We start from the raw sequence: 24,071 nt of genomic DNA, 5'->3' as shown, positions 1-24,071 counted from the left end.
CGGTGCTGCACACTCCGCTAGGTCTTGCCACAACGCGCAAGCGCGGAGAGGATGAGCACGCGCTGTAGGTCCGATCTTCTTCTGTCATGCCTGAACCGGTCTCCAACATCATCTCCCAGATGCCGCGCCTAAGACTCGCGGCCCTTCTGCTGTTCTTTCTCGGACCGGCGCTCGCGGTCTACAGCCTGTTCTCGATCTACCCGCTGGTCGCGACGATGGCGTTATCGACCTATACCAGCGACCCGTCGGGAGCCCGGCATTTCATCGGGATCGCCAATTTCCAGGCGTTGCTCGGCGACGCGTTGTGGTCGAAGCCGTTCTGGAACGCCTTCCGCAACAATCTGATATTCTTCGCCGTGCACATGTGCGTGCAGAATCCGATCGGCATCGCGCTGGCCGGACTTCTGAGTCTGCCGGGCCTGAGGTTGAAGGGCTTCTACCGCACCGTCATGTTTCTTCCGACGATGCTCTCGGTCGTCATCGTCGGTTTCTCCTGGAATCTGATTCTCTCGCCGCTCTGGGGCGTGGCCGCCGGCGCCTTGAAGACGGTATGCCTGGGCTCCCTGTTCGCCCCCTGGCTCGGCCTCGAGTCGAGCGCGCTCGTCACCCTGTCCCTCATCTCAGTCTGGCAATTCGTCGGCATCCCGATGATGCTGATCTATGCGGCCTTGCTCAACATCCCCGACGAATTGATCGATGCGGCGCGGGTCGACGGGCTCGGACATTTCCGCATCTTCTTGCACATCAAGCTTCCTCTCGTCCTGCCGACGATCAGCCTGGTCTCGATCTTGACCTTCGTCGCCAACTTCAATGCTTTCGATCTGATCTACTCGGTCAAGGGCGCGCTCGCGGGGCCGAATTTCGCGACCGACATTCTGGGCACGTTCTTCTATCGCACCTTCTTTGGAAACCAGCTCCAGCTCGGCAATCCGACGATGGGCGCCGCGGTCGCGACCATCATGTTCTTCATCATCCTGGTCGGTCTCTGTCTTTATCTCGTCCTCGTGCAGCGGCGCATCCGCCGCTACGCATTCTGATGGAGACGGCATGAGCGGAAAGCAACGCGCCAGGAGCTTCAGTGTCCATCTTATCCTGATCGCCTACAGCCTGCTTGCGGTCGGTCCGATCCTGCTCGTCGTGATGAATTCGTTCAAGATGCGCAGCGCCATCTTCGGCGCGCCGCTCGCTCCGCCGGACGCTACCACCTTCAGCCTCATCGGCTACCAAAAGGTTTTTCGCACCGCCCATATCCTGACCTACTATTCGAATTCGCTGATCGTCACCCTGGTCAGCATGGCGCTGGTGCTGCTGTTCGGTGCGATGGCGGCCTGGGCGCTGACCGAATACCGCTTTCGCGGTTCGACCGCGCTCGCGCTGTTTCTCTCGATCGGGATCATGGTGCCGATCCGGCTCGGCTCTGTCGCGATTCTCAACATGATGCGGTCTGCCGGCCTCAACGACACCCTGACGGCCCTGATCCTCGTCTATGTCGCGCAAGGCCTGCCGATGTCGATCTTCATATTGAGCGAGTTCATCCAGCAGATCCCGAAGGATCTGCGTGACGCCGCGCGCTGCGACGGCGTGCCGGAGATCCGCATCTTCTTCGAAGTCGTGGCGCCTCTGCTGCGCCCCGCCATCGCGACCGTCGCCGTGTTCACCATCGTGCCGATCTGGAACGACCTCTGGTTTCCGCTGATCCTGACCTCGAGCGATACGACGCATACCGTCACGCTCGGCGTCCAGCAGTTTCTCGGCCAATACATCACTGACTGGAATTCCGTGCTCGCAGCGTTGTCGATGGCGATCCTGCCCGTCGTTGTGATCTACGTGATCCTTTCGCGCCAGCTCATCGCAGGCCTCACTTCCGGCGCAGTCAAATAGGTTTGGAAAATGGCCAATCTGCGCATCGAGCACCTCAACAAGCGTTACGGCGCGACGAAGGTGCTCAACGACATCAACCTGAACATCGAGGACGGCGAGTTCGTCGTTCTCGTCGGCCCTTCAGGATGCGGAAAGTCGACGCTTCTGCGTATGATCGCCGGGCTCGACGGCGCATCGGGCGGCGACATTCATATCGCCGGCAAGCTCGTCAACGCGCTCGCTCCGGCCGAGCGGGGCATCGCCATGGTGTTCCAGTCCTACGCGCTTTATCCGCACATGAATGTGCGCAAGAACATGACCTTCGGGTTAAAGTTCACTGGTGTGCCACCGACAGAGCGCGAACGGCGCGTCGCGGAGGCCGCTCGCATGCTGCGGCTCGAGGAGTTGCTCGATCGCTATCCGCGCGATCTCTCCGGCGGCCAGCGCCAGCGCGTTGCGATCGGCCGCGCCATCGTGCGCGAGCCCGCGGTTTTCCTGTTTGACGAGCCGCTCTCCAACCTCGATGCGGCCTTGCGCGTCTCGACGCGGGTCGAGATCGCGAATTTGCATCGGATGCTGAAATCGACCATCGTCTATGTCACGCACGACCAGGTCGAGGCGATGACGCTGGCCGACCGTATCGTCGTCATGAACAGGGGCTGTATCGAGCAGGTCGGCAGGCCGCTCGATCTTTATTATGCGCCCGCCAACCTGTTCGTCGCCGGCTTCATCGGCTCGCCTGCGATGAATTTCTTTGAAGCGAAGGTCGAGCGTGTCGAGAGCGGATGTGCGCGCGTTGCTGGAGCCGGCTTTCGCAGTTTCGAGCTGTCGGCGCCATCACTTGAGGTCGGTGACCTGCTGACGGTCGGCGTCCGTCCGGAGCATCTTGGTCGCGGAGCAGACGGTCCCTTCGCCGTGGAAGGCGTTGTCGAACTGGTCGAACGGCTCGGCGAATCCTCTTTCGCCTATCTGCGCCGCGCGGACAATAGGCTGTTTGTTGCCGAGGTCCGCGGCCGGCAGACGCCGACGCCGGGCGAGCGAGCCACGCTCGTCGCGGGGGCTCGGGACGTGCACGTCTTCGATGCTTCAGGCCTGAGGGTTTCGACGCAGAACGAGGCCTAACGGTTCGGAACGCATCGGTCGGCCCGGCACGCCGGCCGATCGTAAACAGCCTTGGTGGGTGAGCATTGAAACCATGATGAGCGTCGTACGCTATCTCACCCATCCTCAAGTGAACATCGATCCGGCGATCCCCGTCCCATCCTGGGGCCTGAGCGAGATCGGAAGAACGCGCACGGAGACGATCGGGAGCACGCGTCAGCTTGCTCGCACAACGCAGATCATCTGCAGCGGCGAGCGAAAGGCGATCGAGACCGCCGAGATCATTGCCGCCAGGCTGAACGTTACCGTCGAGGTTCGCGAGGCGATGCACGAAAATGATCGATCTGCGACCGGGTTCCTGGTTCCGGACGAGTTTCAGGCGGTCGCCGATCAGTTCTTTGCCCAGCCCCACATCAGCGTCCGGGGCTGGGAGCGGGCGGTTGATGCCCAGTCGCGTGTCGTCCGCGAGGTGGAAGAGGTCCTGGCGCGAGATGAACCAGGCGACGTCCTCTTCGTCGGCCATGGTGGCGTCGGCACCTTGCTGTATTGCTACTATTCGGGTGTTGCGATCGACCGAGTCTATGATCAACCTGCCGGCGGCGGTTGTTTCTTCGCATTCACCAAGGCGTGCCGTCGCGTGCAGCATTCGTGGCGTCCCCTCGAAGACCTCTGATCGTGCCGAGGGGGTACTGCGGTTGGACGGTTGTCGGTGACAAGCTGGTCCGCTAACGGATGAGCGCTCGAGCGGACTGGTCTCGCGCACGCATTAGCGAGGCGGCGACCACGCGTCTGTTCACGTCTTCTGACGGCCGTAGATCAGGAGCATCAGGATGATCACGGCGCCGTAAATCAGCTGGCGGCCGGCTTCGGAAATCTGCATCACCGACAGGATCGACTGCAGCAGTGTGATCAGCACGACGCCGGCCACCGTGCCGAGATAGCTGCCGCGGCCGCCGAGAATATGCGTGCCGCCGAGCACGACCGCCGCGATGGAAGGCAGCAGGTAGGCATCGCCCATCGACTGCGCTGCCTTGGATGCATAACCCGCGAGCAGCACGCCGCCGAAGGCGGAGAGGGCGCCGGACAGCGCGAACGCCAGCATGGTGACGCGCCGCGTGTCGATGCCCGAGAGATAGGCGGCCTGTTCGCGGTTTCCGATCGCATAGATGGAGCGGCCGAACGTGGTGCGGGACAGCATCCAGATCGCTGCGGCTCCGACGACAGCCCAGACCAACACCGCATTGGGAAGGCCGGGAACGGCGTTGCCAGTGGCAAGATAGCGCATTGCCCTGGAGGCCGCGTCCTGCGGAGCGAAGCCACCGGTGTACGCGACCATCAGCCCCTGGGCGACCGCATTGGTCGCGAGCGTGATGATCATCGAAGGAATGCGCAAGTAAGCGACGCCGATGCCGTTCACGATCCCGATGGCTGCACCGCAGAGAATGCCGCAGGGAATGGCGATGACGGCACCGATGGTCCCATGGGCGGCGACCGCGCACGCCATCATCGCGCCTGATGTCACCACCCACGGCACCGACAGATCGATCTGGCCGAGCAGGATAACGAGCATCATGCCGGTGGCGATCACGCCGAGGAAGCTCGCGACCTTCAGCTGCTGCAGAAGATACTCCGGCGACAGGAAGCTGCGCGAATAGAGACTGCCCAGCAGCAGCAGGAGCAGGATGCAGCCGAAGGACGCGGCCACGGCCGGGTCGAGCCGGCGCAGCATGGCGGTCCCGCGCTGGACCGATCGGGATGCCGTCGCGTCGCTCATCCGAACCACTCCAGCCGATTGCGCACGCGAACCAGGCCGAACGCGCCGATCGAAACCGCGAGCATCAGCACCAGGCCCTGGAACAGCGGTTGCCACAACGGATCGAAGTCGAACACGAACAGGAGATCGCCAATGGTTCGGAACGCGAGCGCGCCGAAGATGGCACCGATTGCGCTGCCGCGTCCGCCCATCAGCGACACGCCGCCAAGCACCACGGCCGCGATCGAGAACAGTGTGTAAGCATTGCCGCTCGCATAGGCCGCTTCGCCTGTGTAGGAGAAGAAGGTCAGGAACAGGCCGCCGATGGCGGACAGCAAGCCGGCGAGCGTGTAGGCGGTGAACTTGGCGGCGCGGATCGGGGCGCCGGACATGTAGGCGGCGACCTCGGAGGAGCCGGTCGCGAAGGCGGCACGGCCGACGACCGACCGGCTGTAGGGCACCCAGATCACGAGCGCCGTCACGGCCAGGGCCATTAGACTGGTCGGCAGCACGCCGAACAGCCGCCCGGTCAAGGCATCCGCGAGCGTCTCGTTGACCGACCCTCCGGGATTGGGCCGCAGGAATAGCGCGACGCCGTAATACATCGCGCCGGTGGCGATCGTGGTCACGATCGGCTGCAGGCGCCCGAAGATCACGACGGCGCCGTTGATCATGCCGCAGAGCAGGCCGGCGCCGAGCACGCCGATCACGCCGAGCGCCGTCTCGGTTGCGGTGCCGACCACGATCCAGGAGGCGAGACAGTTGGTCAATGTCAGGATCATGCCGACGGACAGGTCGATGCCGGCGGTGATCACCACGATCGCCTGGGCCATCGCGACGAAGGCCAGCAGCGTCGCCTTGTTGGCCGCAGTCTGCACCATGTTGACGCTGAACCCGGCCGGATGGTTGGTGGCATAGATCAGGAACATCGCGACGAAGATGCCAATCGCCAGCAGCGTGCCGCGCTGTTCTGAGAACCAGTATCGCCACTCAGTCATGGCACGCTCGCTTCAGCCGGTTCGGTGTCCTGCACATTGAGGGCGCTGCTGACCAGCGCGCGTTCGGTGATGTCAGTGCCCACCAGCTCACGCTTGATGGCGCCATCATACATCACTAGCACGCGGTCGCAGCAGCCGATCAGCTCGTCATAGTCGGTCGAATAGAGCAGGATGGCGGCGCCGTCGTCGGCGAGCCGCCGCAGCAGGCGGTAGATCTCCTGCTTGGTGCCGACGTCGATCCCGCGCGTGGGATCGTTGAGCAGGATGATGCGTGGCTTGTTCATCAGCCATTTCGCGATGACGACCTTCTGCTGGTTGCCACCGGACAGCGCGCTGACGGCGAGGTCAGGGGAGGCGGTCTTGATCTCGATCAATCGGATCATCTCGTCGATCAAGGCGGACTGCCGCTGTCGATCGATGACGCCGAAGCGCGAAAAGCGGTCGAACGCGGCGGCCGAGAGATTGTCGCGCACCGACATCGGCAGCATCAGCCCCTCGGTCTTGCGGTCCTCCGGGATGAGGGCAAGCCCGATGCGTTCGGACTTGGCGGCGACGGGGCTCTCGATCTTCACGTTGTTGCCGTCAATCAGGATGTCGCCGCGGCAGTCGCGCAGCACACCGAACAGAGCGAGCAGCAGTTCGCGCTGGCCCTGGCCGTCGAGGCCGCCGAGGCCGATGATCTCTCCGGCATGCAGCGAAAAGGAAATATCTTTCAGCCGGTCGGCCCAGCCGAGGCTTCTGCATTGCAGAGCCGGCGGCCGGCCGTCGGCTTTCGGCCCGGGTTTTTCGGGAAAGGCATGCTTGTATTCGCGGCCGATCATGAGCTCGATCACTTCCGCGTCGGTTTTGGTGCCGGCGGCGAAGGTCGCAATCCTGCGGCCGTTGCGAAACACGGTGCACTCGTCCGCGAGCTCGGCGATCTCGTGCATGCGATGGGAGATGTAGAGCAGCGCCAGCCCTTCGGTGCGCAGGCGCTTCAGCACCTCGAACACCTTCGTCACATCGGACGCCGTCAGCGCCGACGTCGCCTCGTCGAGGATCAGGATCTTCGGTTGCCGGGCCAGCGCCTTGGCGATCTCGACCATCTGCCGGCGCGAGAGCGGCAGATCCTTCACCAGCGCACGCGGATGGATGTCGCCGGCGCCGGCACGTTCCAGCGCCTCCTCGGCGATTCGGCGCTGGCGTGGCCGATCGATCATGCCGAACCGCGTCGGCGGGTGGGAGATCATGATGTTGTCAGCGACCGACAGATCGGGAATCAGCGACAATTCCTGGAAGATGCAGATGACGCCCGCGTCAGTCGCCGCTGCCGGACGCGCGAAGGCGACCTCGCGGCCCTCCAGCGTCATGCGGCCTTCATCCGGCGCGACCACGCCCACCATCAACTTGATGAGCGTCGACTTCCCGGCGCCGTTCTCGCCGAGGATGGCGTGGATCCGGCCCGGACGAACCTCGAGGTCCGCCCGGTCGAGAGCGATCACACCGCCGTAGCGCTTGGAAAGCCCCTCGGCGCGAAACAGCGGCTCGGCCGCGATCATGCTTGCTCCCTTAGGGCTCGAACGAGCCGACCACGCTGGACGCGAACGCGTTCGCGTCCAGGCTCACGATCCGAGGTGACATGCGCACGACAGGTCTACCTCACTGTCGGCGGGCTGTGAGGCCTACTGGTTTTCCTTCGACTGGCCCATGATTTCCTGCGCCGTGAAGTTGATGCCGCAGGTCGGGAAGGAGTTGCCGACGAAGAAGTTATCGGACTGGGCGGGGAAGTAGTCCTGATCCTTCTTGAAGTCGGGATCCTCGACCACCGCGAGCGGCAGCTTGACCGATTGCGGCACCACCTTGCCTTCCAGCGCGGCGAGCGCCACTTTGATCGCGACCGCGACCTGCGCGGGTCCGGTGCCCGCCGAGGAGCACTTCAGGCCTTCCGACGCCTTGGTAGCGCAGAATTTGCGAAAGCCGTTCTCGGTCTCACCGCCGAACGGCACCATCTTTTGCTTGGCATCGAGCATGGCCTGCACGATTCCGGTGTCACCGCCCTGGCCGGAAATCGCATCGAACGGTCCGTTGGTCGCGATCGCATCCGCCGTCGCCTTCTGGGCAACACCGTCGTCCCATTTGCCGACCACCTCGGTGACCTGCCACTTCTTGCCGGAGCCGTCGAGGACTGCATGGAATCCGTTGTGCCTGTCGGTATCGACCGAGGTTCCGGCCACGCCGCGCACCTCGAGCACCTTGCCGCCATCAGGCACGTTCTTGACCAGCCATTTCGCCCAGAGCTCTCCAAGTCCCTTCTGGTCGACATTCACGTTGATGGCGTCTTCGGTCGCGAGAATGTTGTCGAAGGCGACCAGGATCACGCCGGCCTGCTTGGCGCGCTTGATCACCGGACCGAAGGCGGTCGGGTTCTGCGCGTTGACGACGATCGCGTCATAGCCGGAGTCGATGAAGTTGTTGATCGCCGAAATCTGCGCCGGCACGTCTTCGCCGGTCGAGACGACCTTGAATTCCTTCAGCTTGGCCTTGACCTCCGGCTGCGCCGCATAGGCCTTGGCGGTCTGGATCATCTGGATGCGCCAGGTGTTGGCGATGTAGCCGTTCGCCAAGGCGATCCGGTAGGGGCCCTTCTTGGCCGGAAACTTGAAAAACTTGGTGTCGGTGGTCCACGGCACCATGCATTGGGGATCGGACGCCGGACCCTTGACCGTCTCGGGTTCTGCCAACGCCTTGCTGGCGAAGGCTGACAGCAGCACGAGCGATGCGCAGGTTGCAAGGCATCGCGCCCTCATCGACTTGGACGACATTTGTGACCTCCCCTGTTGTTGTGGTGCCAATGCGTGACGCCAGCGCGAGATGCCTCACTTCTTTTACGGAGGTTTTCGGGCGTGGCCCGCCATCTCGACACCTCAAGGGTTACTGGCCTATGATAGCGCTGTCAATTGCCCTTGCCCGGTTTGCCGCGCGGTATGTGTCAAGCCATAGGTGAGGTCAGCACAAAAGCTCCTGGAACTACGCATCGGAGATCATGCTTCAGAAGCGTCGCACCACCTTGGAGGACGTCGCGCGCCTTGCCAATGTCAGCGCTATCACCGTTTCGCGGGCGCTGCGGCGGCCCGATATGGTCTCGCCCGAGCTGCGCAAGCGGATCGATGCGGCGGTCGAGCGGCTGGCTTACGTGCCGAACTTCGCTGCGAGCCGGCTCGCCTCCGCGCGCACGCATTCGATCGGGGTCGTGGTGTCATCGCTCTCCAACGGCATCTTCGCCGACTACCTGCAGGCAATTTATGACAGCCTGCTGCCGCTCGGCTTCCGGCCGGTGGTCGTGAGCAGCCGGTACTCGGCCGAGGAAGAGGAGGGAGCGATCAAGGCGCTCCTCGGTCAGAACGTCGAAGCGCTCATCCTCGTCGGGGTCAACCAGACCCGGGCAGCACAGCGTGTGCTGGAGCGTTCGCGCATCCCCGTCGTACAGACGTTTGAGCTCGCCGATGATCCGATCGACCTCAATGTCGGCCTGTCGCAGCGCAAGGGCGGCTATGCCGCGACCCGGTTTCTCCTGGATCTCGGGCACCAGCGGATCGCCTACCTCTCCGGCCAGCGCGACGATCGTGCGCGGGCCCGGCTCGAGGGCTATTGCGCGGCGCTGGAGGAGGCGGGACTGGACTGTTCGTCGCTGGTCGGCTGGCTGCCGGCGCAGGCGACGATCTCGCTCGGGCGCAAGCTGACATTGGACGTGCTCGCGGTCGAGGCGCCCGATGCGATCTTCTGCTGCGACGATAATATCGCGCTCGGGGCGCTGTTCGCCTGCCAGCAGGCGGGACTCGATGTCCCCGGTCGGATTTCGTTGATCGGCTTCAACGACCTCGAATTCGCCGTGGCGTCCAATCCGCCGCTGTCGACCGTGCTGACCCCGCGCGCCGACATGGGGCGCGTGGCGTCAGAGCTGGTGCTTCAGGTGATTGCCACGGGCAAGCGGCCTGCGCGGCGCCAGATCGATCTCGGCTTCGAGATTGTGGCGCGGGGCAGCACCGGCCCTCGCGGCGCTCGCCTATAAATGACAAACGCCGCCCGATGTGCCCGGGGTTCGGGAGGCTAACTGACGACCTCGGGCATCCTCTGTCTTGCGCCGTCCAGGAACGTCAGTACCGCATCTCGAACGATCTCGTTCATATCAGCAGGCACCGGAGTAGCGTAGATGAACTTGCGAATCGCGAGATAGAAGATGCGGCCATGCAGCCCCCAAAACAGCTCGGTTTCGCGCTCCGTGAGCTGGCTGGCCTGGATGTTCGCCAGTCCCAGCTCATGGCGCAGTTCGATGGTCGCCGGCTCGATGATCTCGCGGCGGACCAGGTCGAGATAGCGCCCGGCAATGCCGAACGATTTCATGCCGGAGAAGACGAAGATGCGGACCCAGTTGTACTCGAACACGCGGGCGACATAGTCCAGGTAGAACCGTGTCAGTCGCGCCTCCAGCGGCAACTCACGATCGCGGATCAGGGGAGCCCAGTCGGGTGACCAGCGGCTGAGATAGACCTCCTGGTAGACGCGTTCGATCAGCGCTTCCTTGCTCGGGAAATGACGGTAGATCGCCGAATGGGTGATGCCCATGCGCTTGGCGAGCTCGCGGGTCTGGCCCTCGAAGCCGTGCTCGGCAAAGAACCGGATCGCTTCGTCCACGATTGCCCGCTCGCGTTCGGCCGCGCGCATGTTGCGCCGCCTCGGGTGCGCCCGCGCTGCATTGCTCCGTCTCGGGGCGGTTTTCTTCGCCGCTTTCTTCGCTATCCGTGCCATTCTCGTCGATGAATTTGCGATGGGACTGTCTTGATAGCTCAAGCCGCATTTGTGACCAAATGGTCATTTCCTGTTGACCGCGCTCTGTCGCCGTGTCAGGATTTTGAGACCAGATGGTTACAAATCTGGCAATCCAGGCTGGCGAGCCGGGGGATCGAGGAAACGGCGGTGAAGGCGAGGGCTTTCAGCTATTTTCGTGCGCGCACGATTGAAGAAGCGTTCGACGCCCATGTTCGCTGCGCCGACGAAGCCCGCTACATCGCGGGCGGCCAGAGCCTCGTGCCCGCGTTGTCCTTGCGCCTTCAGGCGCCGCGGCTGTTGATCGACATCACCCATATTGCCGAACTGCGCGGCGTCAGGCGCGAAGGCGAATTCTTGCGCATTGGCGCCCTCACGCGCCATTGCGAGATGCTGAGCGAGCCACTGATCGCGGAGTTCGCGCCGCTGCTGCGGGCGGCGGCGCCGTTCGTCGCCCATCCGGCGATCCGTAATCGAGGAACGCTCGGCGGCAGCATCGCGCTGGCTGATCCGGCCGCCGAGTTTCCGGCCATGGCGCTGGCGCTCGATGCCGAGATCGAGATCGCCGGCCGCTCCGGAAAGCGGCGCGTCAAAGCCGACGATTTCTTCATCGACCTGTTCGAGACCGCGCTGGAGCCCGGCGAATTGATCGTCGCGGTCCATGTCCCGCTATTCAAATCCGGCCAGCGCATTGCGTTCGACGAGCTGGCGCGGCGGCGCGGAGATTATGCGCAGGTCGGTTGCGGCATGCTCGCGACCTACACGGACAAGCGCGTGGACGACATCCGTATCGCGTTCTTCTCAGTCGGCAGCGTGCCGACGCGGGCGAAGCAGGCGGAGTCGGTCCTGGCCGGAGCCGTCCTCGACGCTGCCCATGTCGCCGCGGCTCAGGCCGCGCTTGCGAATGATCTGATGCCGCCCGACAGCGACGACGTGCCGCCGGCGATGCGGTTGCATTTGGCCCGGGTGCTGCTCGGTCGCCTGCTCGGCCGTCTCGGAGAGGGCGCATGAGCGAGCGCGACGCCTATGTGCCTGATGAGGCCGAGGAGACTGTTCGAGTTCGTTTCGTCGTCAATGGTCGCAAGGTCGCATGCGACGCCAGCCCGCGCGAGACCCTGGTCGATTGCCTGCGGACGACGCTCGAACTGACGGGCACGCATGCCGGGTGTGAGATGGGGGCCTGCGGCGCCTGCCTGGTGCAGCTCGATGGACGGGCCGTCCATTCCTGCCTGATGTTCGCCGTACAGGCCGACGGCGCCGCCATTGATACCATCGAAGGATTGTCTGAAAGCGGCGCGATCTCCGATCTGCAGGCCGAATTCCATCGCCGCAATGCGCTGCAATGCGGCTTCTGCACGCCGGGCATGCTGGTCAGTGCCCATGAGCTGTTGTCGCAAACGGCGCGGCCGACCCGCGACGAGATCCGCGATGCGCTGTCGGGCAACTACTGCCGGTGTACCGGCTATGAGGCGATCGTCGACGCCATCGAGGCGGTGGCAAAGGCGCGCGCGTCAGCGTCTTGCGAGGATGGAGGCGTAGCATGAGTGCGCCGCTGACCTCGCTCGATCGCCCGAACTCATACATCGGCCGTTCCGTGCCGCGGCCCAACGCCAAGCGGCTGCTCGCGGGACGGGGCCGCTATGTCAGTGACCTCCGGCTGCCGCGCATGCTGCACGCGGCTTTTTTGCGCAGCCCGCATCCGCATGCGAAGATCGTCTCAATCGATTGCGAGCAGGCGCGTGCGCTCGAAGGCGTGCATTTCGTCGCCACTGGTGAGGACCTCGCCAAGATCTGTACGCCTTGGACCGGCACGCTCGATCATTTCAAAGGCATGACTTCGGAGCCGCAGCTGCCGTTGCCGCTGGATCGCGTGGCCTGGGCCGGGCAGGCGGTGGTCGCCGTCGTTGCCGAGAGCAGGGCGATCGCCGAAGACGCGCTGGAATTGATCGTGGTCGACTACAAGGAACTGCCGAGCGTGATCGATCTCGACACCGCGCGCCAGAGCGGCGCGCCGTTGGTCAATCCCGGCAGCGCCAGCAATGTCTGCTTCCGCAGCCAGCTCGACAGCGGTGGCGTCGACGACGCCTTTGCGACGGCGACCCATATCGTGGAAGGGGAGTTCTCCTTCGGCCGTCACACGGCCGTGACGTTGGAGCCGCGCGCCATCGTCGCCGATTACGATCACAGCGCCGGCATGCTGACGGTGCACCACGCCACGCAAACGCCCTATCAATTCCAGGATCTCTATTCCCGCCACTACGGCATTCCTGAGGCGCGGGTTCGCGTGATCGCGACCGATATCGGCGGCTCGTTCGGCATGAAGCTGCACGTCTATCACGAGGATATGGCGGTGGTCGGCCTCTCGATCCTGCTGGGCCGCCCGGTGAAATATGTCGCTGACCGCACCGAGTCCTTCGTCTCCGACATCCATGCCCGCGACCATCGTGTGCGCGCGCGCATGGCGCTGAACGCGGACGGGGAGATCCTGGCGATGGATGTGCAGGATCTCACCGCGATCGGCGCGTTCTCGACCTATCCGCGCACGAGCGTGGTCGAAGGCAACCAGGTGATCCGCCTGATCGGCGCACCCTATGGGTTCAAGAGTTACCGTGCCGCGCTTGAGGTGATCTTCCAGCACAAGGTGCAGACCAGCCAGTATCGCGCGGTCGGTCATCCCATCGCTTGCGCCGTTACCGAGCGGCTGGTGGACATGGCTGCGGCCCGCCTTGGCCTCGACCCGTTTGCCATTCGGGACAAAAACGTCATCGCCGACGACGCCTATCCACGGACATCACCGACCGGTTACAGGTTCGAGGCGCTGTCGCATCAGGCCTGCCTGCAGCGGCTGCATGCGATGATGGATTATGACGCGTTGCGGACCGAGCAGGCGGAGCTGCGGACGCGCGGCATCTATCGCGGCATCGGCATCGCAACCTTCGTTGAGATCACCAATCCGAGCCCTGCCTTCTACGGCGTCGGCGGTGCGCGCATCTCCTCCCAGGATGGCGCGACCGTCAGCCTTACGCCGTCGGGCGAGGTACGCTGTCTGATCTCGGTGACCGAGCAGGGGCAGGGCACCGAGGCCATCATCAGCCAGATCGTCGCCGACCAGCTTGGCGTCGTGCAGGATCAGGTCAAGGTCATCACCGGTGACACCGAAGTGACCCCGCATGGTGGCGCGACCTGGGCCTGCCGCGGCGCCGGGATCGGTGGCGAGACCGCGCTGCAGGCTGCCCGTGCGCTCAAGCGCAACATTCTGGAGATTGCGGCACTCATTCTTCAGGAGCAGCCGTCCGCGCTCGATATCATTGACGGCCAGGTCGTCGATGCATCGACGGCGACGCCGCGCCTGCCGATCGCCGAGATCGCGCGCATCGCCTATTTCCGGTCCGACACGCTGCCGCCGGGCACGCAGGCGCAGCTGACGGTCAGCCACCACTTCGCGCCGCAGGGTTACCCCTTTGCCTTCACCAACGGCATCCAGGGCTGCTCGCTGGAGGTCGACGTCGAAACCGGCTTCATCAAACTCCTGAAGCATTTCGTCGTCGAGGATTGCGGCCGCATCATCAATCCCATGCTCGTCGACGAGCAATTGCGCGGCGGCGTGGTGCAGGGGCTCGGTGCGGCCCTGTTCGAGGAATGCCGCTACAGCGACACCGGCCAGCTCATCAACGGCTCGCTCGCCGACTATCTGGTCCCGATGGCGATGGAGATGCCGGATATCATGATCGCGCATGTCGAGACGCCGACCAAGGACACGGCGCTCGGCGCCAAAGGGTGCGGCGAGGCTGGCACGGCGGCCGCCTCTGCCTGTGTGCTCAACGCGGTCAACGATGCGTTGGCGCCGTTCGGCGCATCGATCAATTCAATTCCGATCACGCCGACAACAGTCCTGAAGGCGCTCAAGCGCTTCTAAGAGAACATCATGGAGGAAATCATGCAAAAGGCCGGATCGAAGCCGACAGAGTTGAAGATCTCCCGCCGTACCGCGCTGGCCGGCCTGTCCGCGGGCGCGATGGCGGTCGCGATGCCCCGGCTCGGCCGCGCCGCCGACGACACCGTCCGCATCGGTTTCCCGACGCCGCTGACCGGGCCGTTCGCTGCGGAGGCGCGCGACCAGGTCAAATGCGCCGAGCTCGCGGTCAAGCTCGTCAACGACAAGGGTGGCATCGGCGGTCGCAAGGTCGAGCTGCTGGTGCGCGACGATAAGCTCAATGCGGGCGAGGCAGCGACCCGGACATTGGAGCTGATCGAAAAGGATAAAGTCCACGCTGTCGTAGGCGCGCTCTCCAGTGCGGTACAGCTCGCGGTCAACGAGGTGACCCGCGCGCGCGGCGTGATCTACGTCTCGATCAGCCAGTCCGACACCATCAACGAGGCCAAGGACTTCAGCAAATACACCTTCCACGAGGCGCTCAATCCCCACATGACCACCGCGGCGGTGGCGCAGCACACCTTCAAGAAAGGGATGAAGGTCGCCCATCTGGTGGCTGACTATGCCTATGGCCATGAAATGCTGCGCGGCTTCAAGCGGGCACAGGCGGCGATCGGCGCCGACAGCGTCGGCGAGATCCTGCATCCGTTCGGGGCTGCCGACTACTCGACCTTCATGCCGCGGCTGATGTCGATGCGGCCGGACGTCCTCTGCATCAGCAATTTCGGCCGCGATCAGGCCAACGCGATCAAGCAGGCCGTGGATTTCGGCGTCAAGCAGCAGATGAAGATCGTGGTGCCGGTCCTGCTGCACAATCAGCGGCTGGCGGTTGGCGCCGATGTCTTCGAGGGCGTCGTCGGCGGCGCAAACTACTATTGGGGTCTGGAGACGCAGTCCAAATCGGCCGCCGATTTCAACGGCGCGTTCCGGGCCGCGAATGGCGGCGCCATCCCGACCGACTACGGCGCCTATGGCTATTCCGGCGTGGCCTCTCTGCTGCAGGCCATGCAGGCTGCCGGCGGCACCGACACGGACAAGGTCGTCGATGCCCTGGAGAAGCTGCAATACGATCTCACCAAGGGCCCGCAGCATTATCGCAAATGCGACCACCAGTCGGTACAGTCGGTGCTGGTGCTGGAATCCAAGAAGAAATCCGCCATGGCCAATGACAACGATCTGTTTGCGATCCTGGCCAACGATGCCGGCTCCGAGGATATGCTGCGGAGCTGCAGCGAGCTCGGCCACGCGACCTGAGCCTGCCACACGCCGATGGACCTGTCGCTGATCATCATGCAGCTTTTGTCCGGGATCGCCCTTGGCGCGGTCCTGGTGATCACTGCGCTCGGACTGACGATCGTGTTCGGCATGCTTGGCGTGGTCAACTTTGCCCACGGCGCCATGTTCATGATCGGCGCCTATGCGGGCCTGTATCTCGCGTCCCTCACCGGCTCGTTCTGGTGGGGCCTGTTGCTCGCGCCGATCCTGATCGGCGCGTTCGGTATGCTGATCGAATTCGTTCTGATCCGCAGACTGTACGGTCGCTCGATCGACGATCCGCTGCTATTGACCTTCGGGCTCAGCTACGTCCTGGTCGAAGGCGTGAGGATCCTGTTCGGCAGTGACGGCATCCCGTTCCCGACGCCGTCTCAGCTCATTGGTGTCGTCGATCTCGGCGTCGGCTTCTTCCCCCGCTACCGGATTTTCGTGATCGTGATGGTGGCTGCGGTCCTGGTTCTGCTCTGGTTGATGCTGGAGAAGACCCGCATCGGCCTGATCGTGCGTGCGGGCGCGCGGGATCCTGTGATCATGCAAGTGCTCGGTGTCGACATCGGCCGGGTCTGGCTCGCCATCTTCGGTCTCGGCGTCGCGCTTGCAGCACTCGGTGGCGTGCTGGCCGGCCCGATGCGCAGTGTCAATCCGGAGATGGGTTCGTTGGTGCTGGCCGAGGCGTTCGTCGTTACCGTGATCGGCGGCCTCGGCTCGATTCCCGGCGCCGTTGTCGCCGGTCTCCTGGTCGGCATCTCCATCAGCATGGTGGCGCTGGTTGCGCCCGAGATGGCGACTATCGTGATGTTTGCGTTGATGGCGGCCGTGCTGCTGATCCGGCCGCAAGGGCTGTTCAACGTGCGGGGGAGGGTCGCGTGACCGCGCAATCCAATCGCGCCGCGGCCACAAAATCGGTGTTCGGGGCGCTCGACCGGTTCGGGGACCAGCGTGTTCTCCTGTCAATCGCGATCCTGATCGCGTTGCCGTGGCTGCTGCCCTCGCAGGCGCTGGCGGTCAACGTCCTGATCTACGGCGTCGTGGTGATGGGCTACAATCTCCTGTTCGGCTATACTGGCCTGCTGTCGTTCGGCCAGGCCGCGTTCTTCGGTTGCGGCGCCTATGTCACCGGCATTGCCATCGGCCGTTATGGCATGCCGTGGTTCGCAGCGGTTGCATCCGCCGTCGTGGTCAGCACCATTCTCGCCGCCGTCATCGGCGTGATCTCGACCCGAACCCGGGGCATCTACTTCTCGATGGTGACGCTGGCGCTGGCGCAGCTCGTCTACTACGTGGCGCTGCAGGCGTCCTCTTTCACCGGCGGCGAGAACGGGTTGCGCGGCTTCACGGTCGATCGCATCAGCCTGTTCGGCCTGCAGATCAATTTCCTCGATCCGCTCAACAAATACTACGTCCTGATGGTGTTCGCGGCGGCGGCGCTGTGGTTCCAGTCGCGGATCTTGAACTCGCCGTTCGGGGCGGTGATCGAGGCCATTCGCGAGAACGAGCAGCGCGCCCGGGCCTGCGGCTACGACGTCGAGCGCAGCAAGCTGCTCGTGTTCATGTTGTCGGGATCGATCTCGGCGCTCGGCGGCTGCATGCTGGCGTTGCATCTGTCGATCGTGCCGCTCGACATCCTGCACTACCAGACCTCAGGCATGATCGTGATGATGGTGCTGTTGGGCGGGGCGCGCAGCTTCTTCGGTCCGTTCGTGGGCGCGGCGGCGTTCCTGATCCTGGAGGACGTCATCTCGTTGTGGACTCCGCATTGGCAGATCTTCGTCGGCGCGATCTTCATCCTGTTCGTGCTGTTCCTACCGAAGGGCATCTGGGGCACGTTGCTGGAAACCCTGCCCATCGCAAGGCCGCGACGATGAGCGGCGAGCTGCTGCGTGCCGAAGGGATTGGCAAGCGCTTCGGCGGCTTCGTCGCGCTCGAGGGCATCACGGTGTCGTTCGAGGCGGGTCAGCTGACTTCGATCATCGGGCCGAACGGTGCCGGCAAGAGCACCTTCTTCAACATCCTGTCCGGCGCGCTGTCGCCGAGCTCCGGCACGCTGCATTTCAAGGGCTGCGAGTTGAACGGGCTGCCGCAGCACCGCTTCGTGCATCGGGGCATCTCGCGCTCCTACCAGATCACCAACATCTTTCCCGACCTGACGGTGCATGAGAACGTCCGCGTCGCGGCGCAGGCGCTGAGTGTGAGGTACGATGTGTGGCGCAACCGCGCGCGTCTTGCCGAATTGGGTGCGCGCGCCGACACTGCGCTCCATGCCGTCGGGCTGCTCGACCGGCGCGGCGAGCTGGCAAAATTCCTCGCCCATGGCCAGCAGCGCGCGCTGGAGATCGCGATCGCGCTGGTGTCCGAGCCCGAGCTGTTGCTGCTCGACGAGCCGACCGCCGGCATGGGACCGGAGGAGACCAAGGATATGGTGGCGCTCTTGGAGCGGCTCGCCGACCGGCGCACGATTCTGCTGGTCGAGCACAAGATGAAGATGGTGCTCGGTCTGAGCAGGCGCATTCTCGTGCTGCATCACGGCCGCTTGCTGGCAGACGGAGCGCCGGACGAGATCAGGAGCAACCCGGAGGTTCGGCGGGTCTATCTCGGACAGAGTGAAGGCTATGGCTGAAACTGCGCTGCTCGAAATCCGAGATCTTCATGCCTGGTATGGCGCCAGCCACGTCCTTCATGGGATCTCCGTTGACGTGAAGGCGGGCGAGGTGCTGGCGCTGGTCGGTCGTAATGGTGCCGGCAAGACCACGACGTTGCGGGCGGTGATGGGCTTGATGCCGCGGGCGACGGGACGGATGCGGTTTGCGGGCAGGGACCTGCTGCCGCTTCGCGCCCATCGGCGCTACCATCTGGGCCTCGCCTATGTGCCCGAGGAGCGGCGGATCGTGCCTGGGCTCTCCGTGCGCGAGAACCTGCGGCTTGGTCTGGTCGCGGCTGGAAGCGGCATCAAGGAGCGCACGGCGATCGACGAGATCGCGGAAACCTTTCCGCGCCTGAAGGAGCGTCTCGATCAGGAAGGCGTGACGCTCTCCGGCGGCGAGCAGCAGATGCTGGCGATTGCCCGTGCGCTGATCGCGAAACCGAAGATGATCCTGCTCGACGAGCCCTCGGAAGGCATCATGCCGGTGCTGGTTGAGGAGATGGGCGTGCTGTTTCGAAAGCTGCGCGACCAGGGCACGACGCTGCTGCTCGTAGAGCAGAATGTCGAATGGGCTCTACGGCTGGCCGATCGCGCCGTGATCATCGACCAGGGCGAGATGGTCTATGAAAGCAGTGCCGCGGCGCTGCTCGCGGACAAGGACATCCAGGACCGCTACTGCGCGGTCTGATCGCAGCCATTGTCTTGCGCTTGCCTTGCTTTTGAAGCGCCATCGTCAGCCGGTCTTGGTCGCATATTCGAGCGGGAGATGCTTGAACGGCTTGCGGTGTTCGCGCGGCACGGCGCCGCCAACAATGATTCTGGAGAACGACTCGAGCTCGGCGAAAAAGGCCGGCTTCAGGCTGTCGAGCTTGCTCGCATCGACCACCAGAATGCTTTCGACCGCCGTTGCGATGGCCGCCTGCTTGATCGCCGTCTCATGAAAGTTCGAGCAGCTCGCGCCGCGAACCGCGTGGACACCGCCGGCCGAGATGAAGGCCTTGTTGATGCCGAGCTTGCGCAGATAGGCGAGGCCCTCGTCGGAAGAAAAGGATTGGGAGGAGGGGTGATACAGGCCTCCCATCAGCATCACTTGCGTCCTCGGCCGTTGCGTCATGATCGCAGCGACGTTCATCGAGTAGCAGATCACCGATAACGGCAGGTCATCGGGCAAGCACTCTGCGAGCGACTGCATCGTGGTGCCGCAGTCGATGAAGACCGTATCGCCAGCCTGCAGCAGTGCCGCAGCGGCCCGGCAGGCGAGCCGCTTGTCCTGGGTGTGCTGATCGATCTCCTGCTCGATCGTGTATTTCACCGCGCTCGGTGCGGTCGCATTCACGACGTGGCCGCCAAGGCAGACCAGCGCGGCATCGGCGGTGGCCAGATCGCGCCGCACCGTCATCTCCGAGACGTTCAACAGCTGGGCTGCGTCCTTCAAATGGATCGCGCCGTTCTCGGCGATAGCGCGCCGAAGCCGCTGCAGGCGTTGGGTGCGCGCGTCGGGTTGGCCCGCAGCGCTGGGGGGAATGTCGACCATACCGTTCAATAGCCTTGCGCTCTCCCGGTTGACAATAGCGTCACACGATGTGAGAATTCAAACATGAATACGTTGCGAATATAACAACGGCGGGACGTCAATCGCCGGCCCGTGAGCGTGGGTAGCTGCGCAGCCGGGCTCTGGGAGGATGCCAATGTTACGATCCAAACAGCCGGCGCGACGGCCGCGCCTGTCGTTTTGCTAGTGGCCACGGCGGCTTTCGCGATGTCGCAGAGTGCGTCGATACCGGAGCCATCCCGCGTCCCGTTGCGCGGACGGGAGCGGCCGGTCGCGATCGAGGCCGCCGCGGTCGCGCGCAATGCGGGCTGCGCGCTCGAGCTGGATTGGGTCGACGAGATCAGGATCAATCTGTCAGCGGCCGAGCGCCGCGTCGCCAGCCTGCCGGGCCGGCGCACGGTCAAGAACGAGGCGCAGGCAGCGTGGCTGTTGAAGGCTATCACCTGCATCGATCTGACGACGCTCAATGGCGACGACACAGCCGGCCGCGTCCGGCGGCTCTGCGCCAAGGCCAGGCAGCCGGTGCGCGCAGATATTCTCGACGCGCTGGGCTTCGCCGGCCGCAAGCTGCATACCGGCGCGATCTGCGTCTATCACCGCTTCGTCGCGGCTGCGGTCGAGGCGCTGGACGGCTCCGGCATTCCGGTCGCCGCCGTTTCCACCGGCTTTCCGGCCGGCCTCGTGCCGCATAACGTCAAGCTCAGGGAGATCGAGGCTTCGGTGCAGGATGGCGCCGAGGAGATCGACATCGTGATCACCCGTGAGCACGTGCTGACCGGCGACTGGCGCGCGCTTTATCAGGAGGTGAAGGATTTTCGCGCGGCCTGCGGTCACGCACATCTGAAGACGATCCTCGCCACCGGCGATCTGAAGACATTGCGGAATGTCGCCAGGGCCTCGATGGTCTGCATGATGGCGGGTGCCGATTTCATCAAGACCTCCACCGGCAAGGAGGGCGTCAACGCGACGCTTCCGGTGTCGCTGGTGATGCTGCGGATGATCCGTAGCTATCAGGACCGCACCGGTTACAAGATCGGTTTCAAGCCGGCCGGCGGCATCTCGACCGCAAAGGACGTGCTCAATTATCAGATCCTGATGAAGGAGGAACTGGGACGCGAGTGGCTGGAGCCGTCGCTGTTCCGCATCGGCGCGTCGAGCCTGCTCGCCGACATCGAGCGCCAGCTCGAGCATCACGTCACCGGTCGCTACTCGGCCTTCAATCGTCATCCCGTGGCATGAGGACAAGGCCGTGAGCGTCGCGCAATATTACGAGACGATGGAATACGGTCCGGCGCCGGAGGCGGATACGGAGGCGCGGGCGTGGCTTGCGCGACACGGCGCAAGCTTCGGCCATTTCATCAATGGCGCCTTCGCAGCGCCCGCGGATGGCAAGCACTTCGCGACCTCGGAGCCGGCCACCGGCAAAGTGCTGGCGAAGCTCGCGCATGGCTCCGCTGCGGATATCGATGCGGCTGTGATCGCGGCGCGGAAGGTGCAGCCGCAATGGTTGAGGCTCGGGGGTCATGGCCGTGCCAGGCATCTCTATGCTCTGGCGCGGATGCTGCAGCGTCATGCGCGGTTGTTCGCGGTCCTGGAGGCGATCGACAACGGCAAGCCGCTGCGCGAAACGCGCGACCTCGACATTCCGCTCGCGGCACGGCACTTCCTGCATCATGCCGGCTGGGCCCAGCTTCAGGAGCGCGAGTTCGCGGACTACGCGCCGCTCGGCGTCATCGGTCAGATCATTCCGTGGAATTTTCCGCTGCTGATGCTGGCCTGGAAGCTCGCGCCGGCGCTGGCGATGGGCAACACGGTGGTGCTGAAGCCCGCCGAATTCACCTCGCTCACCGCGCTTCTGTTTGCTGAGCTGGCCGCGCAGGCCGGCCTGCCGGCGGGCGTGCTCAATGTCGTCACCGGCGACGGCGCAACAGGGGCCGCGCTGGTCGATCACGATGGGATCGACAAGATCGCCTTCACCGGATCGACCGAGGTCGGGCGGTTGATCCGGCAGGCCACGGCCGGTTCTGGCAAGTCGCTAACCCTGGAGCTCGGCGGCAAGTCGCCCTTCATCGTGTTCGAGGATGCCGACCTCGATGCCGCGGTGGAAGGCGTGGTCGACGCCATCTTCTTCAATCAGGGCCAAGTGTGCTGCGCCGGCTCGCTGCTGCTCGTCCAGGAGGGGATCGCCGAAAACTTCCGCCAGCGCCTGCTGCGGCGGATGGAGACATTGCGGGTCGGGCCGCCACTCGACAAGGCGATCGACATGGGCGCGATCGTCGATCCGGTTCAGCTCGACCGCATCGCATCGCTGGTCGAGACCGGCGTGAAGGAGGGCGCGCAGAAATACCAGGCGCCCGGCGAGCTGCCGCAGCACGGCTGCTTCTATCCGCCGACCTTGCTCTGGGACGTTCAGCCGTCCTCCACGGTCGCGATCGAGGAAATCTTCGGCCCGGTGCTGGTGGCGATGACGTTCCGTACCCCGGACGAGGCCGTGATGCTCGCCAACAATACGCGCTATGGCCTGGCGGCCAGCGTGTGGAGCGAGACCATCGGCCGCGCGCTCGATATCGCGCCGAAGCTCCTGGCCGGCGTGGTCTGGATCAACGCCACCAACCTGTTCGACGCCGGCGTCGGCTTCGGCGGTTATCGCGAGTCCGGCTTTGGCCGGGAAGGTGGCCGCGAGGGTATCACCGAATATCTCAAGCCGGTCGTATGGAGCGGGCGGAAGCCGCGCGCTGTGCAGCCCGCGGTGACTGAGACAGACGAGCATGCGGGTTTCGCGCTGCCGACGATCGACCGCACGCCAAAACTGTTCATCGGCGGCAAGCAGGTTCGGCCCGACGGCAACTATTCGCGCGCGGTGCTGTCACCGAAGGGCAAGCATCTTGGCGAGGTCGGCGACGGCAACCGCAAGGACATCCGCAATGCCGTGGCGGCGGCGCGTGCGGCCGAGGGGTGGGGCCGGGCAACCACCCACAACCGCGCCCAGATCCTGTATTATCTCGCCGAGAACCTGTCCGCGCGCGGCGACGAATTTGCCGCCCGCATCGCGGCGATGACGGGACTGACGGCTGCCAAAGCCAAAGCGGAGGTCGATGCTGCCGTCTCGCGCCTGTTCAGTTATGGTGCGTGGGCCGACAAATATGAAGGTGCGGTGCACACGCCGCCGCTGCGCGGCGTCGCGCTCGCCATGCACGAGCCGATCGGGGTAGTCGGCGTCGCCTGTCCCGACGAGGCGCCGCTGCTCGCGCTCATCAGCCTGGTTGCGCCGCTGATAGCGATGGGCAACCGCGTCGTCGTGGTTCCGAGCGAGCGGCATCCGCTGGTCGCGACCGATCTCTATCAGGTTCTGGAAACATCGGACGTGCCGGCGGGCGTGATCAACATCGTGACAGGCAAGCGCGATGCGCTGGTCAAGGTACTGGCCGAGCATGACGATGTTGACGCGCTCTGGGTGTTCGGTTCCAAGGAGGCCTCGGCCATGGCGGAGCGATTGTCGGTCGGCAATCTGAAGCGCACACTGGTCGATCACGGGCTGCTGACGGACTGGTACGATGCGGCGGCGTCGGAGGGCCCGATCCTGCTGCACCATGCGGTGCAGGTAAAGAACATCTGGATTCCCTATGGCGATTAGCGACGCGACAACAGGGCACAGGGACCGTTAAGGTCCTGGCCAATCAAAAAAGGGAGGGACCATGCTGAAAACGATCGATCCGCTGCTCAATGCAGATGTGCTCTATGCGCTGCGCGCGATGGGCCATGGCGACCGTCTGGTCATCTGCGACACCAATTTCCCGGCCGATTCGATCGCGCGGCAGACCGTGTTCGGCGAGCTGCTGCGTATCGATAATGTCAGCGCGGCGCGCGCTACCCAGGCGGTGCTCTCGGTGCTGCCGCTCGACACTTTCGTCGACGACGCCGCTGTCAGGATGGAGATCGTCGGTCACCCGACCGAGGTGCCGCCGGTGCAGCAGGAGGTGCAGGCGGTGATCGATCGCGCCGAGGGCAAGTCCTGGCCGCTGGTCGGCGTCGAGCGCCATGCCTTCTATGAGCAAGCCAAGAACGCCTATTGCGTGATCGCGACCGGCGAGCGCCGCTTCTATGGCTGCTTCCTGTTCACCAAGGGCGTGATCCCGCCGGACGGAGCGCAGTAA

22 protein-coding genes are annotated in these 24,071 nt (G+C 64.3%); 16 read left to right on the top strand and 6 right to left on the bottom strand.

Annotated features, from left to right (window positions below; all coding sequences use genetic code 11):
* Positions 1-86 precede the first annotated feature (86 nt).
* The 4 genes from BRAS3843_RS06655 to BRAS3843_RS06640 all read left to right on the top strand — a co-directional run bounded on the left by BRAS3843_RS06655 (position 87) and on the right by BRAS3843_RS06640 (position 3,634).
* Positions 87-1,037 carry a sugar ABC transporter permease gene (locus tag BRAS3843_RS06655; protein ID WP_008968011.1) on the top strand — a complete coding sequence of 317 codons (951 nt, stop codon included), beginning with the start codon at positions 87-89 and terminating at the stop codon, positions 1,035-1,037.
* A gap of 10 nt (positions 1,038-1,047) precedes the next feature.
* Positions 1,048-1,881: a carbohydrate ABC transporter permease gene (locus tag BRAS3843_RS06650; RefSeq protein WP_008968010.1), complete on the top strand. Its 834-nt coding sequence runs from the start codon at positions 1,048-1,050 to the stop codon at positions 1,879-1,881.
* Positions 1,882-1,890: 9 nt separating this feature from the next.
* Entirely contained in the window at positions 1,891-2,982 is a 1,092-nt protein-coding gene (gene ugpC / locus BRAS3843_RS06645; protein WP_008968009.1) for a sn-glycerol-3-phosphate ABC transporter ATP-binding protein UgpC, read from the top strand.
* A 76-nt stretch (positions 2,983-3,058) separates the two neighbouring features.
* A complete protein-coding gene (locus BRAS3843_RS06640) occupies positions 3,059-3,634 on the top strand; it encodes a histidine phosphatase family protein (protein WP_035980978.1) in 576 nt (191 codons plus the stop codon).
* A gap of 120 nt (positions 3,635-3,754) precedes the next feature.
* Here BRAS3843_RS06640 and BRAS3843_RS06635 read toward each other — a convergent pair whose 3' ends face one another.
* From BRAS3843_RS06635 to BRAS3843_RS06620, 4 genes are all read right to left on the bottom strand, one after another.
* Positions 3,755-4,735 carry an ABC transporter permease gene (locus BRAS3843_RS06635; RefSeq protein ID WP_008968007.1) on the bottom strand — a complete coding sequence of 327 codons (981 nt, stop codon included), beginning with the start codon at positions 4,733-4,735 and terminating at the stop codon, positions 3,755-3,757.
* Positions 4,732-5,712 (bottom strand): ABC transporter permease, encoded by a 981-nt coding sequence (locus BRAS3843_RS06630; protein WP_008968006.1) that lies wholly within the window; start codon positions 5,710-5,712, stop codon positions 4,732-4,734. Before BRAS3843_RS06630 ends, BRAS3843_RS06635 begins: the two co-directional genes overlap by 4 nt.
* Positions 5,709-7,250 (bottom strand): sugar ABC transporter ATP-binding protein, encoded by a 1,542-nt coding sequence (locus BRAS3843_RS06625; RefSeq protein ID WP_008968005.1) that lies wholly within the window; start codon positions 7,248-7,250, stop codon positions 5,709-5,711. Before BRAS3843_RS06625 ends, BRAS3843_RS06630 begins: the two co-directional genes overlap by 4 nt.
* 123 nt (positions 7,251-7,373) lie before the next feature.
* Complete coding sequence (locus BRAS3843_RS06620; protein WP_008968004.1) at positions 7,374-8,513, bottom strand: sugar ABC transporter substrate-binding protein; 1,140 nt, start codon at positions 8,511-8,513, stop codon at positions 7,374-7,376.
* 221 nt (positions 8,514-8,734) lie between these two features.
* Between BRAS3843_RS06620 and BRAS3843_RS06615 the strand changes: the two genes are divergently transcribed.
* Complete coding sequence (locus BRAS3843_RS06615) at positions 8,735-9,760, top strand: LacI family DNA-binding transcriptional regulator (protein ID WP_008968003.1); 1,026 nt, start codon at positions 8,735-8,737, stop codon at positions 9,758-9,760.
* A gap of 38 nt (positions 9,761-9,798) precedes the next feature.
* Here the strand turns inward: BRAS3843_RS06615 and BRAS3843_RS06610 are convergent, their stop codons facing one another.
* A complete protein-coding gene (locus tag BRAS3843_RS06610; RefSeq protein ID WP_008968002.1) occupies positions 9,799-10,413 on the bottom strand; it encodes a TetR/AcrR family transcriptional regulator in 615 nt (204 codons plus the stop codon).
* Between the two features lie 252 nt (positions 10,414-10,665).
* Between BRAS3843_RS06610 and BRAS3843_RS06605 the strand changes: the two genes are divergently transcribed.
* The 8 genes from BRAS3843_RS06605 to BRAS3843_RS06570 are packed head-to-tail and all read left to right on the top strand — an operon-like array spanning position 10,666 to position 19,053.
* Complete coding sequence (locus BRAS3843_RS06605; RefSeq protein ID WP_008968001.1) at positions 10,666-11,526, top strand: xanthine dehydrogenase family protein subunit M; 861 nt, start codon at positions 10,666-10,668, stop codon at positions 11,524-11,526.
* On the top strand, positions 11,523-12,059 hold the full coding sequence (locus BRAS3843_RS06600) for a (2Fe-2S)-binding protein (RefSeq protein ID WP_008968000.1): 537 nt from the start codon (positions 11,523-11,525) through the stop codon (positions 12,057-12,059). Before BRAS3843_RS06605 ends, BRAS3843_RS06600 begins: the two co-directional genes overlap by 4 nt.
* Positions 12,056-14,431, top strand: a complete 2,376-nt coding sequence (locus BRAS3843_RS06595; protein ID WP_008967999.1) for a xanthine dehydrogenase family protein molybdopterin-binding subunit — start codon at positions 12,056-12,058, stop codon at positions 14,429-14,431. The genes BRAS3843_RS06600 and BRAS3843_RS06595 overlap by 4 nt, the downstream gene beginning before the upstream one ends.
* Before the next feature lie 21 nt (positions 14,432-14,452).
* Complete coding sequence (locus BRAS3843_RS06590) at positions 14,453-15,703, top strand: ABC transporter substrate-binding protein (protein WP_008967998.1); 1,251 nt, start codon at positions 14,453-14,455, stop codon at positions 15,701-15,703.
* A 15-nt stretch (positions 15,704-15,718) separates the two neighbouring features.
* On the top strand, positions 15,719-16,594 hold the full coding sequence (locus BRAS3843_RS06585; protein ID WP_008967997.1) for a branched-chain amino acid ABC transporter permease: 876 nt from the start codon (positions 15,719-15,721) through the stop codon (positions 16,592-16,594).
* 35 nt (positions 16,595-16,629) lie between these two features.
* A complete protein-coding gene (locus BRAS3843_RS06580; protein WP_050886369.1) occupies positions 16,630-17,589 on the top strand; it encodes a branched-chain amino acid ABC transporter permease in 960 nt (319 codons plus the stop codon).
* A complete protein-coding gene (locus tag BRAS3843_RS06575; RefSeq protein ID WP_008967995.1) occupies positions 17,586-18,341 on the top strand; it encodes an ABC transporter ATP-binding protein in 756 nt (251 codons plus the stop codon). The genes BRAS3843_RS06580 and BRAS3843_RS06575 overlap by 4 nt, the downstream gene beginning before the upstream one ends.
* Positions 18,334-19,053, top strand: a complete 720-nt coding sequence (locus BRAS3843_RS06570; protein WP_008967994.1) for an ABC transporter ATP-binding protein — start codon at positions 18,334-18,336, stop codon at positions 19,051-19,053. Before BRAS3843_RS06575 ends, BRAS3843_RS06570 begins: the two co-directional genes overlap by 8 nt.
* Positions 19,054-19,098: 45 nt before the next feature.
* Here BRAS3843_RS06570 and BRAS3843_RS06565 read toward each other — a convergent pair whose 3' ends face one another.
* A complete protein-coding gene (locus BRAS3843_RS06565) occupies positions 19,099-19,899 on the bottom strand; it encodes a DeoR family transcriptional regulator (RefSeq protein WP_008967993.1) in 801 nt (266 codons plus the stop codon).
* Between the two features lie 225 nt (positions 19,900-20,124).
* On the opposite strand from BRAS3843_RS06565, the gene deoC reads away from it, so the two are divergent.
* The 3 genes from deoC to BRAS3843_RS06550 all read left to right on the top strand — a co-directional run bounded on the left by deoC (position 20,125) and on the right by BRAS3843_RS06550 (position 24,071).
* The gene (gene deoC / locus BRAS3843_RS06560) at positions 20,125-21,156 is read left to right on the top strand and encodes a deoxyribose-phosphate aldolase (protein ID WP_139024757.1); all 1,032 of its coding nucleotides are present in this window, start codon (positions 20,125-20,127) and stop codon (positions 21,154-21,156) included.
* 10 nt (positions 21,157-21,166) lie between these two features.
* Entirely contained in the window at positions 21,167-23,551 is a 2,385-nt protein-coding gene (locus BRAS3843_RS06555) for an aldehyde dehydrogenase family protein (RefSeq protein WP_008967991.1), read from the top strand.
* Positions 23,552-23,612: 61 nt separating this feature from the next.
* The gene (locus tag BRAS3843_RS06550) at positions 23,613-24,071 is read left to right on the top strand and encodes an RbsD/FucU family protein (protein ID WP_008967990.1); all 459 of its coding nucleotides are present in this window, start codon (positions 23,613-23,615) and stop codon (positions 24,069-24,071) included.

The sequence above is a fragment of the Bradyrhizobium sp. STM 3843 genome, assembly GCF_000239815.1.
Lineage (GTDB): Bacteria > Pseudomonadota > Alphaproteobacteria > Rhizobiales > Xanthobacteraceae > Bradyrhizobium.
This window is presented reverse-complemented; position numbering and strand designations above follow the sequence as displayed.